Annotated in this window: 15 protein-coding genes; 6 read left to right on the forward strand and 9 right to left on the reverse strand. The window is 66.9% G+C overall.

Annotation, left to right across the window (positions count from 1 at the left end; all coding sequences use genetic code 11):
* The first annotated feature begins 45 nt into the window (after positions 1–45).
* Positions 46–498, forward strand: a complete 453-nt coding sequence (locus IF54_RS0117325) for a GNAT family N-acetyltransferase (RefSeq protein ID WP_030319502.1) — start codon at positions 46–48, stop codon at positions 496–498.
* A 22-nt stretch (positions 499–520) separates the two neighbouring features.
* Here IF54_RS0117325 and IF54_RS0117330 read toward each other — a convergent pair whose 3' ends face one another.
* Complete coding sequence (locus tag IF54_RS0117330; RefSeq protein WP_030319504.1) at positions 521–1,906, reverse strand: serine hydrolase domain-containing protein; 1,386 nt, start codon at positions 1,904–1,906, stop codon at positions 521–523.
* Positions 1,907–2,108: 202 nt separating this feature from the next.
* On the opposite strand from IF54_RS0117330, the gene IF54_RS0117335 reads away from it, so the two are divergent.
* Positions 2,109–2,675 (forward strand): dihydrofolate reductase family protein, encoded by a 567-nt coding sequence (locus tag IF54_RS0117335; protein WP_030319509.1) that lies wholly within the window; start codon positions 2,109–2,111, stop codon positions 2,673–2,675.
* Between the two features lie 22 nt (positions 2,676–2,697).
* Here IF54_RS0117335 and dnaB read toward each other — a convergent pair whose 3' ends face one another.
* Positions 2,698–4,173 carry a replicative DNA helicase gene (gene dnaB / locus IF54_RS0117340; protein WP_028809036.1) on the reverse strand — a complete coding sequence of 492 codons (1,476 nt, stop codon included), beginning with the start codon at positions 4,171–4,173 and terminating at the stop codon, positions 2,698–2,700.
* A 460-nt stretch (positions 4,174–4,633) separates the two neighbouring features.
* Here dnaB and IF54_RS0117345 point away from each other — a divergent pair, with 460 nt between their 5' ends.
* Positions 4,634–5,971 (forward strand): MATE family efflux transporter, encoded by a 1,338-nt coding sequence (locus IF54_RS0117345; protein WP_030319511.1) that lies wholly within the window; start codon positions 4,634–4,636, stop codon positions 5,969–5,971.
* A 156-nt stretch (positions 5,972–6,127) separates the two neighbouring features.
* On the opposite strand, the gene rplI is transcribed toward IF54_RS0117345, so the two are convergent.
* The 4 genes from rplI to rpsF form a co-directional block, all read right to left on the reverse strand.
* The gene (gene rplI / locus IF54_RS0117350) at positions 6,128–6,574 is read right to left on the reverse strand and encodes a 50S ribosomal protein L9 (RefSeq protein ID WP_020134131.1); all 447 of its coding nucleotides are present in this window, start codon (positions 6,572–6,574) and stop codon (positions 6,128–6,130) included.
* Positions 6,575–6,592: 18 nt separating this feature from the next.
* Positions 6,593–6,829, reverse strand: a complete 237-nt coding sequence (rpsR, locus tag IF54_RS0117355; protein WP_003949403.1) for a 30S ribosomal protein S18 — start codon at positions 6,827–6,829, stop codon at positions 6,593–6,595.
* Positions 6,830–6,886: 57 nt separating this feature from the next.
* On the reverse strand, positions 6,887–7,483 hold the full coding sequence (locus IF54_RS0117360; RefSeq protein WP_030319512.1) for a single-stranded DNA-binding protein: 597 nt from the start codon (positions 7,481–7,483) through the stop codon (positions 6,887–6,889).
* Between the two features lie 80 nt (positions 7,484–7,563).
* Positions 7,564–7,854, reverse strand: coding sequence for a 30S ribosomal protein S6 (gene rpsF, locus IF54_RS0117365; RefSeq protein WP_020134133.1), 291 nt, complete (start codon positions 7,852–7,854; stop codon positions 7,564–7,566).
* Between the two features lie 263 nt (positions 7,855–8,117).
* Between rpsF and IF54_RS0117370 the strand changes: the two genes are divergently transcribed.
* The 3 genes from IF54_RS0117370 (at position 8,118) to IF54_RS0117380 (ending at position 10,840) form a co-directional block, all read left to right on the forward strand.
* A complete protein-coding gene (locus IF54_RS0117370) occupies positions 8,118–8,432 on the forward strand; it encodes a hypothetical protein (RefSeq protein WP_030319514.1) in 315 nt (104 codons plus the stop codon).
* Positions 8,433–8,612: 180 nt separating this feature from the next.
* Complete coding sequence (gene femX / locus IF54_RS0117375) at positions 8,613–9,734, forward strand: peptidoglycan bridge formation glycyltransferase FemX (protein ID WP_030319516.1); 1,122 nt, start codon at positions 8,613–8,615, stop codon at positions 9,732–9,734.
* A gap of 74 nt (positions 9,735–9,808) precedes the next feature.
* Complete coding sequence (locus tag IF54_RS0117380; RefSeq protein WP_030319518.1) at positions 9,809–10,840, forward strand: alanine racemase; 1,032 nt, start codon at positions 9,809–9,811, stop codon at positions 10,838–10,840.
* A gap of 117 nt (positions 10,841–10,957) precedes the next feature.
* Here the strand turns inward: IF54_RS0117380 and IF54_RS0117385 are convergent, their stop codons facing one another.
* The 3 genes from IF54_RS0117385 to IF54_RS0117395 form a co-directional block, all read right to left on the reverse strand.
* Positions 10,958–12,460, reverse strand: coding sequence for a glycosyltransferase 87 family protein (locus tag IF54_RS0117385; RefSeq protein WP_030319520.1), 1,503 nt, complete (start codon positions 12,458–12,460; stop codon positions 10,958–10,960).
* Positions 12,461–13,492: 1,032 nt separating this feature from the next.
* Complete coding sequence (locus IF54_RS41190) at positions 13,493–13,876, reverse strand: hypothetical protein (RefSeq protein WP_078852016.1); 384 nt, start codon at positions 13,874–13,876, stop codon at positions 13,493–13,495.
* A 629-nt stretch (positions 13,877–14,505) separates the two neighbouring features.
* Complete coding sequence (locus IF54_RS0117395; RefSeq protein ID WP_030319523.1) at positions 14,506–17,193, reverse strand: transglycosylase domain-containing protein; 2,688 nt, start codon at positions 17,191–17,193, stop codon at positions 14,506–14,508.
* Positions 17,194–17,429 lie beyond the last annotated feature (236 nt).

Below are 17,429 nucleotides of genomic sequence, written 5' to 3' on the forward strand. Positions count from 1 at the left end.
TCCCGCTCCGCTTCCGCCCCCTAGCCCCCGCGTAGGGTGCCGCTCATGCAAGATCTTGAAATACGGCCCGCCACGGCGGACGACGTCCCCGCCATCGTGGCGATGCTCGCCGACGACCCCCTGGGTGCCGAGCGGGAGTCACCGGGCGACCTGACCCCCTACCTGGCCGCGCTGGAGCGCCTCACCTCCGACCCGAACCAGCATCTGGTGGTGGCCACCCGAGAGGACCGCGTCGTGGGCACCCTTCAGCTCACCGTCGTTCCAGGACTGTCCCGGCGCGGTGCCACCAGGTCGATCATCGAGGGGGTACGCGTCCACGCCGACGAGCGCGGCAGCGGGCTCGGGACCCTGCTCATCGAATGGGCGATCGAGGAATCCCGGCGCCACCGGTGCCGGCTGGTGCAGTTGACGTCCGACACCACCCGCACGGACGCCCACCGCTTCTACGAACGGCTCGGTTTCACGGCCTCGCACGTGGGCTTCAAGCTGGCCCTCTGAGCTGCCGGAGCTCTCCGGGCGACTATCCGATGCCACGCCATCCCTGCGGGTCCACTCCCCCCGGCACGGAGGCCTCCTGGTCGTAGGGCTGCCGGGTGAACACGAACGACCCGAGGTCGAGGTGATCCACGGACCCGTCAGGCCGTCGTACGGCCGTCAGGAGCTCCCCCTCGAAATAGTCCTCCAGCCCCGTCCAGGTGCCGTCACCGTTGGCCCGGAACCGCGAACGACGGCCGGCACCGGACAGAGGCTCCAGCGAAGCGAGTCCGTCCGCCGTCAGCCGCAGGGCGAATCCGTGCGTCCCCCAGTACCACTGCCCCGCCAACTCCAGTGCGGGCGCGTCGGCTTCGCGCAGGGGACGCCAGGGCTCGGGGATCCTGGGCTCGGCCTCGGCGACGATCCGCACGAGGTCGGCACCGACCGTGGACAGCAGCGGGCCGGAAGTGCAGTTGGCGAGCACGACCGCGGCGACATCGTCCTCCACCCCGATCGTCAGGTTCGCCAGGAAGCCGGGCAGCGAGCCCGAATGCCCCACCAGCAACCGCCCCGCACGATGCTGCACCTGCAACCCGAGCCCGTAAGAAGCACCGTCGGCGAGGTCCTCGATCCCCGGCGGAGCCGCGGGCGTCCGCATCTCCCGCACGGTCTCCGCGCTCAGCACGCGGTCGTCGCCGTTCGTCAGGAAACCCGCGAAGCGCGCCAAGTCGGCCGTGGTGGACCACAGCTGCCCCGCGGGAGCCATCCGCCCGAGGTCCTCGGCGGGTTCCGGCAGCATCACGTCGGCCCATGGATGCACGGCCCAACCACCGGCGTGCGGCGCCTCGGGACGAACCCCAGTGCGGTCGAGTCCCAGCGGTACGAGGACCTCCCGCCGCAGGACCTCCTCCCACGGAGCCCCGCGCAGCCTCTCGACCAGCGCGCCCAGCAGGGTGTATCCGGGGTTCGAGTAGTGGAAGCGGCGCCCCACCGGATGCAGCAACGGCTGCTCACCCAGCACGTCGGCGAGTTCGGGGCGCAGTGAGCCGGACGTACGTTCCCACCAGGGGGCGGGCGATTCGGCCGCCAGTCCACCGGTGTGGGCGAGCAGTTCGGCGACGGTGGCCTCCCCCGCCCCCGTGCCGGGCAGATGCTTCTCGAGGGGGTCGCCGAGGTCGAGCAGCCCCTCGTCCCGCAGTCGCAGGACGAGAACGGCGGTGAAGGTCTTGGTGATCGACCCGATGCGGTACTGCACGGTCTCGTCCGGCCCGTGCCCGTCCACCGACGTGCGGGACCCGTGCCACACGGCCCGTCCGCCCCGTACGACCGCCGCCACCAGCGAGGGCGCCCTCCCCTCGGCCTGGGCCACGGCGATCCGGTGCAGCAGCGCCCTGCGCGTGCCGGGAAGCAGCTCTTCCTGAGATGTCGTCATGCCCCCAGTCCATCCCGCGAGGGCCCCGTACGTCGACTTCTTAAGCCCGACGTCGACATCGGGTGGCTTACCCCGTGGCGGCCGCGTACACCGCGCTGAGCCACGAGCACGAGGACCGCCGGCGCACCCAGATCGCGCACCGATGAGTTTCCCGCGCCACCCTGGTCTCCACACCGGACACCCGGGGACGGAAGGCTGGGCCATGCGAAAACTCATCTACGGCATGAACCTGACCCTGGACGGCTTCATCGCCGCGCCCGGCGACGACATCAGCTGGGGCGGCCCGCGCAACCATGAGCTGTTCCAGTGGTGGCTCGACTACGAGCGGGCGAGTGGCGTGACGCTGTACGGACGCAAGCTGTGGGAGGCGATGAGCTCCCACTGGCCGACCGGCGACCAGCAGCCGGACGCCACTCCGGCGGAGATCGAGTTCGCGCGGAACTGGCGGGACACGCCGAAGGTGGTGTTCTCCTCAACGCTCGACAAGGTCGACTGGAACGCCCGTCTTGTCACAGGCGACGCGATCGCCGAGATCACCCGGCTCAAGTCCGAGGACACCGGCCCCATGACCATCGGCGGAGCGACGCTCGCCGGGGCAGCCATGCGCGCCGGACTGATCGACGAGTACGCGGTCGTCGCCCACCCGGTCCTGGTGGGCAGCGGCACGCCGTTCTTCGCCGCGCTGGACACCTGGGTGAACCTGAATCTGCTGGAGACCCGGACCTTCCCGGGTGGCGTGGTCCTGAGCAGGTACGAGACGCGCCGCTGAGAGGCGGCTCCCCTCGCACCCGTCAGGTCTGAGCCATGTCCACGAAGCGGGAGTAGTGGCCCTGGAAGGCGACGGTGATCGTGGCCGTCGGGCCGTTACGGTGCTTGCCGACGATGATGTCCGCCTCGCCCGCGCGCGGTGACTCCTTCTCGTAGGCGTCCTCGCGGTGCAGCAGGATCACCATGTCGGCGTCCTGCTCGATAGAACCGGACTCACGCAGGTCGGACACCATCGGCTTCTTGTCCGTGCGCTGCTCGGGACCACGGTTGAGCTGCGAGAGCGCGATCACCGGGACCTCCAGCTCCTTGGCCAGGAGCTTGAGGTTACGGGACATGTCCGACACCTCCTGCTGACGGCTCTCCTGGCGCTTGGAGCCGCCGGCCTGCATCAGCTGGAGATAGTCGATGATCACGAGCTTGATGTCGTTGCGCTGCTTCAGCCGCCGGCACTTCGCCCGGATCTCCATCATCGACAGGTTCGGGGAGTCGTCGATGTAGAGCGGCGCGGAGGACACCTCGGGCATCCGACGGGCCAGCCGGGTCCAGTCCTCGTCGGTCATGGTGCCCGAACGCATGTGGTGCAGGGCCACTCTCGCCTCGGCCGACAGCAGTCGCATCGCGATCTCGTTGCGTCCCATCTCGAGGGAGAAGATGACGCTGGCGAGGTTGTTCTTGATGGACGCCGCGCGCGCGAAGTCCAGGGCGAGCGTGGACTTTCCCATGGCGGGGCGGGCCGCGATGACGATCATCTGGCCCGGGTGCAGGCCGTTGGTGAGCGAGTCGAGGTCCGTGAACCCGGTCGGCACACCGGTCATCTCACCGCTGCGCGAGCCGATCGCCTCGATCTCGTCGAGTGCACCCTCCATGATGTCGCCGAGCGGCAGGTAGTCCTCGCTGGTGCGCTGCTCGGTGACCGCGTAGATCTCGGCCTGCGCCCGGTTGACGATCTCGTCGACGTCGTCGTCCGCCGCGTATCCCATCTGGGTGATGCGGGTACCGGCCTCGACCAGGCGGCGCAGGACGGCGCGCTCATGGACGATCTCCGCGTAGTACTCGGCGTTGGCCGCCGTGGGCACGGTCTGGACGAGGGTGTGCAGATACGATGCGCCGCCCACCTTGTTGATCTCACCGCGTTTGGTGAGTTCGGCGGCGATGGTGATGGGGTCGGCCGGCTCGCCCTTGGCGTAGACGTCCAGGATCGACTGGAAGATCGTCTCGTGGGCGGGCTTGTAGAAGTCGTGGCCCTTGATGACCTCGACGACGTCGGCGATGGCGTCCTTGGACAGCAGCATGCCGCCGAGGACGGACTGCTCGGCGTCCAGGTCCTGGGGCGGGACCCGCTCGAAGGCCGTGCCTCCGCCGTCCCACTCGCTGTCCCTGCCCCGGTCGTGCTGCTCGTCCCGGCCACGGCCTCCGTCGCCGCGGCGGCGCGAGGACGGCAGACGATCACTGGGCCCGCTGTCGGCCCACGGGTCGTCCAAGGGCTCGGAAATACTCACCGAGCCACCTCCTCCCGTCCGCCGAGCGGACCCTCGCCGTGCTTCTCATTTCTACGGCACGGCACTGACAAATGAGACGCCCAACTCCGGTTCTGGCGCGTCGGGTTTGTGATGATTTCCAGGCCGACGGACGGAGCGGGCGCCGGACCACCGTAGGCCCGCGGGCACCGTCAGCCAATCTGGTTATCCACAGGCCATGTGGACGACGGCCCGGATGCTGTGGAGAACTCCGCAAAACCTGTGCACGACCCGGTGGACAGTCCTGTGAACAAGCCCGGCACTCTTCTTAAAGAACCACGTTGACCTGGGCTTTCGCCGTCCACCGGCTGTGCAGAAGAAAAACTTTCCCAGTCGGCTCAAGATCAGTTCGAGCTGTTCGTCACAGCGCGCACCATGCGCACACAGGTAAGGGTTCAATGAGCATTGCATCTCTTACCTGTGGACGATTAGATTGGTGCACATGACACAGGCGTCCGCAGCCCCCAAGGCGACTCGGCGACAGCACGACCGCGAGATCGTCGCACTCGCCGTTCCGGCCTTCGGCGCACTCGTCGCCGAACCCCTCTTCGTGATGGCCGACAGCGCGATCGTCGGCCATCTGGGGACCGCACAACTCGCCGGCCTCGGCATCGCCTCGGCCCTCCTCACGACGGCCGTCAGCGTTTTCGTCTTCCTCGCCTACGCCACCACGGCCGCGGTCGCCCGACGGGTGGGAGCAGGCGACCTCCAGGCCGCCATCCGCCAGGGCATGGACGGCATTTGGCTCGCCCTGCTGCTCGGGGCCGCCGTCATCGCCGTGTTCGTCCCCACCGCGCCCTCGATCGTGGAGCTCTTCGGCGCCTCCCACACCGCGGCCCCCTACGCCATCACCTACTTGCGGATCTCAGCACTCGGCATCCCCGCCATGCTGGTGGTTCTCGCCGCGACCGGAGTACTGCGCGGACTTCAGGACACCAGAACTCCTCTGTACGTCGCCGTCGCCGGCTTCGTAGCCAACGGCGTCCTCAACGCGGCCCTCGTCTACGGCGCAGATCTCGGCATCGCCGGCTCCGCCTGGGGCACGGTCATCGCCCAGTTCGGCATGGCGGCCGTCTATCTTGTGGTCGTCGTCCGCGGAGCCCGCAGACATGGAGCTTCCCTGCGTCCCGACGCCGCCGGGATCAGGGCCTCGGCTCAGGCCGGCGCTCCCCTTCTGGTTCGCACGCTTTCCCTGAGGGCGATCCTGATGATCGCGACAGCCGTGGCGGCCCGCCTCGGCGATGCCGACATCGCCGCCCACCAGATCATCCTGTCTCTGTGGAGCCTGCTCGCCTTCGCCCTGGACGCGATCGCCATCGCCGGGCAGGCCATCATCGGTCGCTATCTGGGCGCCGGTGACAGAGACGGTGCCCGTCAGGCCTGCCGTCGGATGGTGGAGTGGGGCATCGCTGTCGGCATCGTCCTGGGAGTGCTGGTCGTGCTCGCCCGGCCCCTGTTCCTGCCCCTGTTCACCAGTGACTCCACGGTCCAGGACGCCGCACTGCCCGCTCTGGTGATCGTGGCTCTCTCCCAGCCGATCTGCGGTGTGGTCTTCGTTCTGGACGGCGTCCTCATGGGTGCCGGCGACGGACCGTACCTGGCCTGGGCCATGGTGGTCACCCTGGCCGTCTTCACTCCGGCTGCTCTGCTCGTCCCGGTCCTGGGCGGCGGTCTCACGGCCGTGTGGGCAGCGATGACGCTGATGATGGCAGTCCGCATGCTGACGCTGTGGCTGCGAACCCGCTCGGGTCGCTGGATCGTCACGGGCGCGACCCGCTGACCGTTTCACGTGAAACATCGCGGGCCGTCACGTTTCACGTGAAACACGATGCCCTTCCCGTTGGTTCGAGCATGCGAAAGGGGCCGCACCTTCAACGGTGCGGCCCCTTTCCCAACTGCTCAAGCGAGACGCAACTGCTCAAGCCAGACGCGGCGATCAGGCCGCGACGACCTCGATGTTGACCTTGGCGGCAACCTCGGGGTGCAGACGCACGGACGTCTCGTGGGCGCCCAGGGTCTTGATGGGCGAGCCCAGCTCGATGCGGCGCTTGTCGACCTCGGGGCCACCGGAAGCCTTGATCGCGGAAGCGATGTCGGCCGGGGTGACGGAACCGAAGAGACGACCGGCGTCGCCGGACCGGACGGCCAGGCGGACCTTGACGCCCTCGAGCTGCGCCTTCACCTGGTTGGCCTGCTCGATGGTCTGGATCTCGTGGATCTTGCGAGCACGACGGATCTGCTCGACGTCCTTCTCGCCGCCCTTGGTCCAGCGGATCGCGAAGTTCCGCGGGATCAGGTAGTTGCGAGCGTAACCGTCCTTGACGTCGACGACGTCGCCCGCGGCACCGAGGCCGGAGACCTCGTGGGTGAGGATGATCTTCATTAGTCGGTCACCCTTCCCTTATCGCGCGGTGGAGGTGTAGGGCAGCAGCGCCATCTCACGGCTGTTCTTGACGGCCGTGGCGACGTCACGCTGGTGCTGCGTGCAGTTGCCGGTCACGCGGCGGGCACGGATCTTGCCGCGGTCGGAAATGAACTTCCGCAGCATGTTCGTGTCCTTGTAGTCCACGTACGTGACCTTGTCCTTGCAGAAAGCGCAGACCTTCTTCTTAGGCTTGCGCACAGGCGGCTTCGCCATGGTGTTTCTCCTGTGTGATCAAGAAGTGTGGGTACGACCCACCCCTCGGCCCGAGGCCTAGAAGGGGGGCTCGTCCGAGTAGCCGCCGCCACCGCCGCCGGAGTTTCCACCCCAGCCGCCACCGCCACCGCCCTGGTTGCCACCGGCGGGAGCGCTGGTGGCCCACGGGTCGTCAGCGGGAGCGCCGCCGCCCTGCTGACCGCCGCCGGAGTTTCCACCCCAGCCGCCGCCACCCTGGCCGCCACCGCCACCGCCGCTGTAACCGCCCTGGCCACCCCGACCGGCACCGCCGGCCGTCTTGGTGACCTTGGCCGTGGCACTGCGCAGGCTGGCGCCGACTTCCTCGACGTCCAGCTCGTAGACCGTGCGCTTGACGCCCTCACGGTCCTCGTAGGACCGCTGCTTCAGCCGGCCCTGCACGATGACGCGCATGCCTCGCTGAAGCGACTCGGCGACGTTCTCCGCCGCCTGACGCCAGACGGAGCAGGTCAGGAACAGGCTCTCGCCGTCCTTCCACTCGTTCGTCTGACGGTCGAAGGTGCGGGGGGTGGACGCGACACGGAACTTCGCGACCGCCGCACCGGAAGGGGTGAAGCGCAGCTCGGGGTCGTCGACAAGATTGCCGACGACCGTGATGACGGTCTCGCCTGCCATGGGGAACCTCTCGGCGGGTTTGCTGCTCTGGCTGCTTGGTTGCTGCTACTCGAATCCCGGGATCAGCTGAGCGGGAGAGCTCAGTGGGTCTCGGGGCGGAGGACCTTGGTCCGGAGGACCGACTCGTTCAGGTTCAGCTGTCGGTCGAGCTCCTTGACGATCGCGGGCTCAGCCTGCAGATCGATGACCGAGTAGATGCCCTCGGGCTTCTTCTTGATCTCGTACGAGAGACGACGACGGCCCCAGGTGTCGACCTTCTCGACCTTGCCGTTGCCCTCACGGACGACGGAGAGGAAGTTCTCGATCAGGGGGGCGACGGCGCGCTCCTCCAGATCGGGGTCGAGGATGACCATCACCTCGTAGTGACGCATGTGGAACCCACCTCCTTTGGACTCAGCGGCCACGGTCGTTCCGTGGCAGGAGGGTTGTGATGCGTACGCAACGGTATCGGCCGCCACTGACAATCGGGGCTCCCTTGCGGTAGACCCGGTCGTGACATGGGCAGACACCTTGCAGACGGTACAGACTACCCGCACACCGGCTTCCGGTTGAAATCCGGCCTCGGGGACCGTCACTCTGTACACATCGGGTGTGTATGGCGCTACGATGCGCCGCCTTCCGCAGGAGGTGCCCTATGGCACAGGCAATGCGACCCAACACCGCCGGAGGCCTCTTCGCCACGGACGGAAAGCCCCATCCCCTCCAGGACACCCTGCTCGCGGTGACCCTGGTGCTGGGCATCACGGCGTTCGTGACGGCGATGTTCCACAACCTGCACCTGCTCAGCTCCTGGACCGGCCTGGTGGGCATCCTCACCGGCGCGTACGGCCAGTGGATCTCGGAGACGACCAGGGAGCGCTTCGGACTGATCCTGGGTCTGGGCGCGGCCGCGGTCGGCTTCTTCCTCGGCATGGCGCACGGCGGCCTCTTCGGTGGGGTCATCAGCTGACGCCACGGGCACCCGCCCCTCGACAACCACCCAAAGCACCGCGGAACGCCTCGGTGGCCCCACAGCCGGGACGCAGGTGCCGTATGCCCAGTCGGGGCGCTCGTCAGGCGCAGTAGGCTTCGGCGCGAGAGCCGGAGCCCCTGTACCCATGGGGACACACCAGCCCGAGGAGCGCCCCGAATGAGCCTGACCCTGAGGACGATCAGCCGCGAGCAGCATCTGGCCTACATCCAGAGCCTGCCCTCGGCGAGCCACATGCAGGTTCCTGCCTGGGCAGACGTCAAGGCGGAGTGGCGCTCCGAGAGCCTCGGCTGGTTCGACGAGAAGACAGGCGAACTGGTGGGCGCGGGTCTCGTCCTCTACCGCCAGCTGCCCAAGATCAAGCGCTACCTCGCCTATCTGCCCGAGGGCCCGGTCATCAACTGGTTCGCGCCGAATCTGACCGAGTGGCTGGAACCGATGCTCGCGCACCTCAAGCACCAGGGCGCCTTCTCCGTGAAGATGGGCCCGCCGGTGATCATCCGGCGCTGGGAGGCCACCTCCATCAAGGCCGGCATCCAGAACCCGGACGTGAAGCGGCTGCGCGACGTCGAGGCCGACTTCATCGAGCCGCGCGCCTTCGAGGTCGCCGACAAGCTCCGCCGGATGGGCTGGCAGCAGGGCGAGGACGGGGGAGCCGGCTTCGGTGACGTCCAGCCGCGGTACGTCTACCAGGTGCCGCTCGCGAACCGCTCCCTGGAAGAGGTCCACAAGAACTTCAACCAGCTGTGGCGCCGCAACATCAAGAAGGCCGAGAAGGCCGGCGTCGAGGTCGTCCAGGGCGGCTACCAGGACCTCGAGGAATGGCAGCGGCTGTACGAGATCACCGCGGTCCGCGACCACTTCCGGCCGCGTCCGCTGTCGTACTTCCAGCGCATGTGGACGGCCCTCAACACCGAGGACCCCAACCGGATGCGGCTGTACTTCGCCCGCCACGAGGGCGTGAACCTGTCGGCGGCGACCATGCTGATCGTCGGCGGGCACGTCTGGTACTCCTACGGCGCCTCCGACAACATCGGCCGTGAGGTCCGGCCCTCGAACGCGATGCAGTGGCGGATGCTGCGCGACGCCTACGCCCTCGGCGCGACCGTCTACGACCTGCGGGGCATCTCCGACTCGCTGGACGAGACCGACCACCTCTTCGGTCTGATCCAGTTCAAGGTGGGCACAGGCGGCCAGGCGGCCGAGTACCTCGGCGAGTGGGACTTCCCGCTCAACAAGCTGCTCCACAAGGCGCTCGACATCTACATGTCGCGCCGCTGACGCCGCGCTCTTCGGTTCAATAGCTCGCATACCTCTGATACACCGCAGCCACCAGAAAGGTTCCGGGTCCGGCCATGGCGCTCACGCTCTACGTCGACACCGCGCGCTGGCGTGCGCACCACAAGCACGTGCAGGAGCAGTTCCCGGGACTCGTCCCGGTCTGCAAGGGCAACGGCTACGGCTTCGGACACGAGCGGCTGGCGGAGGAGGCCACCCGGCTGGGCTCGGACGTCCTCGCCGTCGGCACGACCTACGAGGCCGCTCGGATCAAGGACTGGTTCGGCGGTGACCTGCTGGTGCTGACGCCTTACCGACGGGGCGAGGAGCCCGTGCCCCTGCCTGACCGGGTGATCCGCTCGGTGTCGTCCATCGACGGGGTCTACGGCCTGGTGGGCGCCCGTGTGGTCGTCGAGGTGATGTCCTCGATGAAGCGGCACGGCATCAGTGAGCAGGAACTGCCGCAGTTGCACGCCGCCATAGAGAACGTCCGCCTGGAGGGCTTCGCGATCCACCTGCCGCTGGACCGCACCGACGGCTCGGACGCCGTCGAGGAGGTCATCGGCTGGATGGACCGGCTGCGCGCGGCCCGGCTGCCGCTGCACACCATGTTCGTCAGCCACCTCAAGGCCGAGGACCTCGCCCGGCTCCAGCAGCAGTTCCCGCAGACCCGCTTCCGGGCCCGCATCGGGACCCGGCTGTGGCTCGGGGACCACGACGCCACCGAGTACCGTGGCGCCGTCCTGGACGTCACCCGCGTCTCCAAGGGGGACCGCTTCGGCTACCGGCAGCAGAAGGCGGCCTCCGACGGCTTCCTGGTCGTCGTGGCGGGCGGCACCTCGCACGGTGTGGGCCTGGAGGCCCCGAAGGCCCTGCACGGCGTCATGCCGCGCGCCAAGGGAGTCGCCCGCGCCGGCCTGGCCACGGTCAACCGGAACCTTTCTCCGTTCGTCTGGGGCGGCAAGCAGCGCTGGTTCGCCGAGCCGCCGCACATGCAGGTCTCCATCCTCTTTGTGCCGTCGGACGCCCCGGAGCCGAAGGTCGGCGAGGAGCTGGTGGCCCATCTGCGCCACACCACCACGCAGTTCGACCGCATCGTCGACCGCTGAGCCGTCCAAGAGGCTCCGTGGAGACGCCGTAGAGACGCCGCCGCGGAGAAACAGCAAAAGGCCGTACAGGGCAGCCCCTGTACGGCCTTTCGTGTTGTGACACCCAGGCGTGTTCGCTCAAAGCGAACGGTCGGTGGTACCCGGTTCGCTGCCCCACTCCACCTGCGGTCCGTCGAAGTGCCCGGCGTGCCTTGGTCGATGGGCTGCGGCGCCGAGCACGAAGACGTCCTCCGCCCGGTCGAGCACACCGCCCGACGGATCGTCGTCGCCGGCCAGTCGCACCACGTCCCGCTCCGGCATGAGGATGTCGCGCAGGACCATCGCGCACAGGTAGGCCGTCCCCATCAGATGCAGCCCGATGGCCCAGTGGTAGCCGTCGGTCGGCAGACCCTTGTGGGCGTTGCCGCTGGTCGTGTACGCGAGGTACATCCAGATACCGAGGAAGTACGCCACCTCGCAGGCCTGCCAGATCAGGAAGTCCCGCCACTTGGGCCGGGCCAGTACGGCCAGCGGCACCAGCCACAGGACGTACTGCGGGGAGTAGACCTTGTTGGTGAGGATGAACGCGGCGACGATCAGGAACGCGAGCTGGGCGAAACGCGGCCGGCGCGGGGCGGTCAGCGTCAGTGCCGCGATGCCCGCGCAGGCCAGCAGCATCAGCAGCGTGGCGAAGGTGTTGACGGTCTCGGTGCTCAGCGGGTCGCTGGAGTTCTGGGCCATGATCAGCCAGAACGAGCCGAAGTCCACGCCCCGCTCCTGGCTGAACGTGTAGAACTTCGACCAGCCGTCGAAGGCGAAGAACATCACCGGCAGGTTCACCACGAGCCAGGAGACGACCGCGCCGCCCAGGGCCTTGCCGAAGTCCCGCCACTTGCCCGCCCGCCAGCACAGCACGAACAGCGGGCCGAGCAGGAAGACGGGATAGAGCTTGGCGGCCGTGGCGAGGCCCAGGAGGACGCCGAAGGCGAGCGAACGGCCGCGGGCCCACATCAGCATCGCGGAGGCCGTCAGAGCGACCGCCAACAGGTCCCAGTTGATGGTGGCGGTCAGCGCGAAAGCCGGCGCCAGTGCGACCAGCAGCCCGTCCCAGGGGCGACGGGCGTGCGTACGGCTCACGCAGACGACGATGACGGCCGCGCAGGCCATCAGCATCCCCGCGTTGACCATCCAGTACCACTGCTCCTGGTCCTGGATGCTGCCGCTGCCGGGTGTCAGCCAGGCGGCGACCTCCATGAACACGCCGGTCAGCACCGGGTATTCGAGGTACTGCATGTCACCGGGGAGCTTGTCGAAGTACGGGACGAGCCCGTCGGCGAAGCCCCGTCCCTGGTAGAGGTGCGGGATGTCGGAGTAGCACGCGTGCGTGTACTGGGAGCTGGCCCCGAAGAACCAGGCGCCGTCGTAGCAGGGCGCCTTCTGGACCAGGCCCAGAGCGAACACTCCGATGGCCACGAGAACGATGACCCGCACGGGGTTCCACCAGGACGTCCCCAGCAGAGCACGGCGCCCCAGAGGGCCACCGATCAACTCGCTGCCACTCCTGGCGACCTCGTCGTTCCTGGTCGGAGGTACGAGGTCCAACTCGTCCACGCTCGCTGGCGTCGATTCAGCACTGGGCATGCCGCACATCCTGCCGTACAAGGCTAGGAGTACGCCGAGGGCCGCCGCACCGACGATGCGGCGGCCCTGAAGCAGGCGTCACCGCACGCCCCCTCCGCATAAGCCTGACACGCTCCTCCACTCTTGATCAGAGGTCGTTCTCTCCCGTTGTTTCAACCCGGAATTGGTGTTTGATCCCAAGCTGTCAGGTCGCGCCCCGGAGACGGTGGCCTCGCGGGAGGAGTTAGACCCTCGGGTCGTCATGGCTGGCGACGGGATGCGGTGGCCTGATTCGCCGCCCGCACCGCAGGCGAAACGATCACAGCCTTCGGACTGCGTCACCGGCGGCGCGGCCCCGCGCCGAAGACCACAGCCGCGCCACGCGTGCCACCGGCTGCGAATCGTCCCCCTCCACGGCGCCACGAACCTGATCTTGCTGGCCATCATCCGGATAGCTCTGGTCCTGCTCATCTGGCTGCCTCTGCTCGCCTGGCTGGACAAGCATGGTCTTCTGGCCCCCGGTCCCTTACGGCTTCGGCTGTTCTCACCACCGTCCAGCCCGTCACGCCGCCGCTATCTCCGCCTGGCCAAGCGCTGGCCCTGGACCGACGTGGTCACCAAAATCTTGAACTGGTTTATTCCCTCCCGAGACCAGGCCGGCCAACACCATTTCATCTCCGTGAGTAGCATCAGCTCGCCGAAGGCGTGGAGCCCGGCATACACCCGCCACAACAGCTGGGCCGTCAAGCTGCCCAGACTCCGAAAAACCCACCAAACCACAAAGGGCCCATCAGCAGGCTGACAGGCCATCATAAATGATCGAGGTTAGCGGCTTTCTCTGAAGGTAGCCGGTTACACCACCAGCAGAGCTGCATCCGGCTGCGTTCAGACCAGCGCAGGCGGGGAGGTGGGAGCACTTACTTTTCCCGGCCTCAGATGCACGCAGCCCGCGATGACTAATTTTCCACCGCAGTCAAAAAAATAGGGGCCGCCAGTGATCCCACGACCCCTCACGAAGCATCCAGCTAGTTACCCAATTGGGCCATCTGGCGCCTATTCATTAAACTCGCCACTATCGCTACACGGTTCACCCATGGTGGCATCCATGAATGCGCTGGTCGGGTACTTCCCCCAGCAGATGACGAAGGTATAGGTGCCAGAATTTCCGATATTATACCCCTTACTGTCACATCCACTGTCGCCGCCATCGGAGACCGTCATAACTCTTTCATAGCCGGAGGTGGTGAAATATGAGTTATAGAAAACCGCACCATACACCCCCTTTCCATCCGCCTGAGTATCGCAAATCTTGAAGACGTCTCCGTCGTCGATGAAAGTCATGTAGCCATGACCTATGTTAACGGTCTTGTTTGCGGCAAAGGCTGGACTCGCCGTTGCGACAATCATCACGGCGGCGCCTGCGGCTCCCACGGCCATGCGTGCGAGCTTGGAATCCAACATTGTCCCCCCAGTTACTGTCCGGCCTAGTTGAAACCGGATGGCTTTTCCCGTTTAACACGCCATGACAATTCTGCCATGAACTCGTCAAAACAGCAATGCAATCGGGGCTGCTACATGCTCACGCCTCGATCGTTCATGAGGCCCGTCAGCTTGCTGATGGACCTCTCAGTGGTGAGTTTTTCGAAGTCTGGGCAGCTTGACGCCCCAGCTGTTGTGTCGGGTGTGCGCAGAGCTCACGGCTCTGGGGGCTGGTGCTGCTCACAGGGATGCAGTGGTCCAGACGAGGAGCCCGTCATCAATGTCCACGATCATCTGCGCCCTCCCAGCGCCACCGGGAGCGTGACTCCCTCAGGACCATGGCCGGATCGTGCAGCGTCCGCAGCTCCGCGCACCAGCGCCGCTGATATAGCCGTATCTGGACCGGACTAGCGGACCGTCTCCACCAGAGCACCACCTCGATCTGCGAGACCAACGCGCTCTTTGAACTGGAAAGTGCCCCCGCCGGTGGCAGGAACGAGGACTCAGCAATCCTCGTTCTCACCTGTCAGAGGCACTTTCTGCTTTCTCGATCACCAGGGCGGACACCCCGCCTACGAGGACACTATCTACCCAGTCGATCCGCCGAAGAGACCTCCGTTGCCGTTGCCGTTGCCGTTGCTGTTCTCCTCCGTCGACGTGGCCGTCGGTGTGGGGGTCACGCCCCCGTCGGTGCCACCGTTGTCCGTGCCGCCGCTCGAGTCGTCACACTGCCAGGTGAACCGGCAGGTCTCCGACGCCGTCGGCGACGGGGTGACGAACGACGGGGTGGGCGTCGGCGTGGGCGTCGGAGTGGACGACTCGCTCTCGGTGGGCGTAGGCGTCGGCGTCGGGCTCGGTTCCTCGTTGAGGACCTTACCGATGGGCTCCGGCGTCGGGAAGTCGATCGTTGGCTGACCCTTCAGCGCCTGCTCCATGTAGTCGTGCCAGATCTCGGACGGGAACGACGCACCGTGGATCTTCTCCTGGCCACCCGTGCCGTACATCTCCAGGAACGTGCGGTTCTTCTTGGTCTCGTCGTCGTCCAGCCGGAACATGGTGATCGCCGTGGACAGCTGCGGGGTGTACCCGACGAACCAGGCGGACTTGTTGCCGTCCGTGGTACCGGTCTTGCCCGCCACGTCACGGCCGGTCAGCTTGGCGTTGGTACCCGTGCCCTTGTCGACCACGGTCTTGAGAACGTCGGTGACGTTGTCGGCGACCTTCTTCTCGAAGGCCTGCTCGGGCGCCGCCTTGTGCTTGAAGACCTCCCCGTCCTTGCTCGTGACCCTCTCGACGGAGAACGGCTCGTTCTGCTTGCCGCTGGCCGCGAAGGTGGCGTACGCGCCCGCCATGCGGATGGCGCTGGGGTCGGAGATACCGATGGAGAAGGAGGGGAAGTTGGTGCCGGCCAGACTGTTCTCCTTCAGACCCGCGTCCATGGCCGCCTCCTTCACCTTGTCCAGGCCGACATCCATGCCGAGCTGCACGAAGGCGGAGTTCACCGACTCCCGCATCGCCTCACGAAGGTCGATCTGGAACTTGGGCGGAGAGCCGTAGGACTGCTTGCCGTCGTTCTCCTGGAGCCACTCCTTGCCCTCCTCGTTCTTCCAGATCGAACCGTCGTAGTTCTTGATCTTGAGGTCGTTCTTGCCGCTGAACAGGCTCTTCGCGTTGACGACCGTGCGCTCGTCCTGTGCCTGGCTCTCGCCGAGGTCCGGATCGCGCACGCCCCACTTCATCGCAGCGGCGAGCACGAAGGTCTTGAAGGTCGAACCGACCTGGGCACCCGTCGAGTCGCAGTTGTTGGTGAAGTGGGTGGTCGCGTCCTCGCCGCCGTAACAGGCTCGGATCGCACCGGTGGACGGCTCCACCGACGCACCGCCGAACTGGACGAAGGTGTCCTTCGTCGGCCGCTTCTTGGGGTCGATGTTCTCCTTGCGGACCTTCTTGACCGCTGCCTCGAGCTCGCCGACCTTCTTCTTGTCGAAGGTCGTGTAGATCGAGTAGCCACCCTGCTGAAGCTGGTCGGCGGTGATGATCTTTTTGTTGACCAGATAGGCCTTGGCAAGGTCGACCAGGTAGCCGACCTGACCCTTGAGCTGGGTGTTGGAGCGGGGGTTCTGCCACTTGGGAAGCGAGGTGTAGTTGGCCCGGTCCGCCGCGCTGAGATGGCCGTACTCGACCATCTTGTTCAGGGTGTCCTGCATCTGCCTGAGGGCCCGCTTCTGGTTGGCCTCAGGCGTGGCGTTCGCGGGGTCGATGGAGGTCGCGCCCGCCGGGTCGTAGTACGTGGCGCCCTTCAACGTGGCGGCCAGGAAGGCGCACTCGCCCGGGTCCAGCTTCTCGGCGTCCTTGTTGAAGTACGCGCGGGCGGCGGCCTGGAGGCCGTAGGCGTTGCGTCCGTAGTACGCGGAGTTCAGGTACTCGGCCATGATCTGGTCTTTGTTGACCGTGGCTCCGACCTTGATGGAGATGAAGATCTCCTTGAACTTGCGTGTGACGGTCTGGGACTGGTCGTTCAGGAGCGCGTTCTTGACGTACTGCTGGGTGATGGTGGAACCACCCTGAGTCTCGCCGCCCCTGACCATGTTGAACACGGCGCGGGCGATGCCCTTGGGGTCGATGCCGCTGTCGGTGTAGAAGGTCTTGTTCTCCTGCGAGACGACGGCGTACTGCATCGCCTTCGGGATCTGCGCGAGGTTGATGATCTGACGGTTGGTCTCACCGCCGGTGGAAACCATCTCGCTGCCGTCGGACCAGTAAAAGACGTTGTTCTGCGCCGTCGCGGTCTTGTCAATGTTCGGAACGCTGACGAGCGCGTACCCGACGCCGGCCACGGCCACCAGGCTTCCGATGAAACCGATGAACAGCCCCGTCACCAGCTTCCAGGACGGCACCCAGCGCGCCACGCCGTACTTGCCGGCGCGCGGATAGTCGATCAGCCGCTTCCTGCCGGGATCGGCCGCCCGCCCCCGGCCCGTCGGCGCTCCGCGGCGGTTCCCGCGGCCCGGCTCCGGCCCTCTGCGCCGACCACCGCCGCCCGCGCTTCTCTGGGCCGCACGGCGGGCCTCGGCACGGCTGCCGTACTGACGTTCGTCGCCTCCCGGACCGAAAGCAGCGGACTCCTGGGAACTCGTCCCATAGGAGTCGGCAAGAGACCCGGTGGCGCCTCGCGGAGCCGCGCGGCGGCCGGAGGACGAGCCGGACTGGCCGCGTCGGGCCGCGGCACGTCCGCCTCCCTGCGGCTGCGGCGGTTTGCGACGGTGCTCGCTCATCGAACGACTACTCCTCGGGCAGGCGCACCTTTGCGCGCCTGGAAACGGCGGCTGGTTTCCGGTCCCCCCGAAGTACGGATGCGGTCGGTCGCGCATTCATCCGTACTGCACCGGGACAACGACGCCCCCCAGGCGTCACTCGCTTCCCGGTGGCGTGCATGCCGCACAGACTACGCACCGTCAAAACCCGCCGAGCCCCGAAGTTCACCCCAAATCAGGCAACTTGGTTCGCATGA

The organism is Streptomyces sp. NRRL B-3229 (assembly GCF_000719505.1).
GTDB classification, from domain to species: domain Bacteria; phylum Actinomycetota; class Actinomycetes; order Streptomycetales; family Streptomycetaceae; genus Streptomyces; species Streptomyces griseorubiginosus.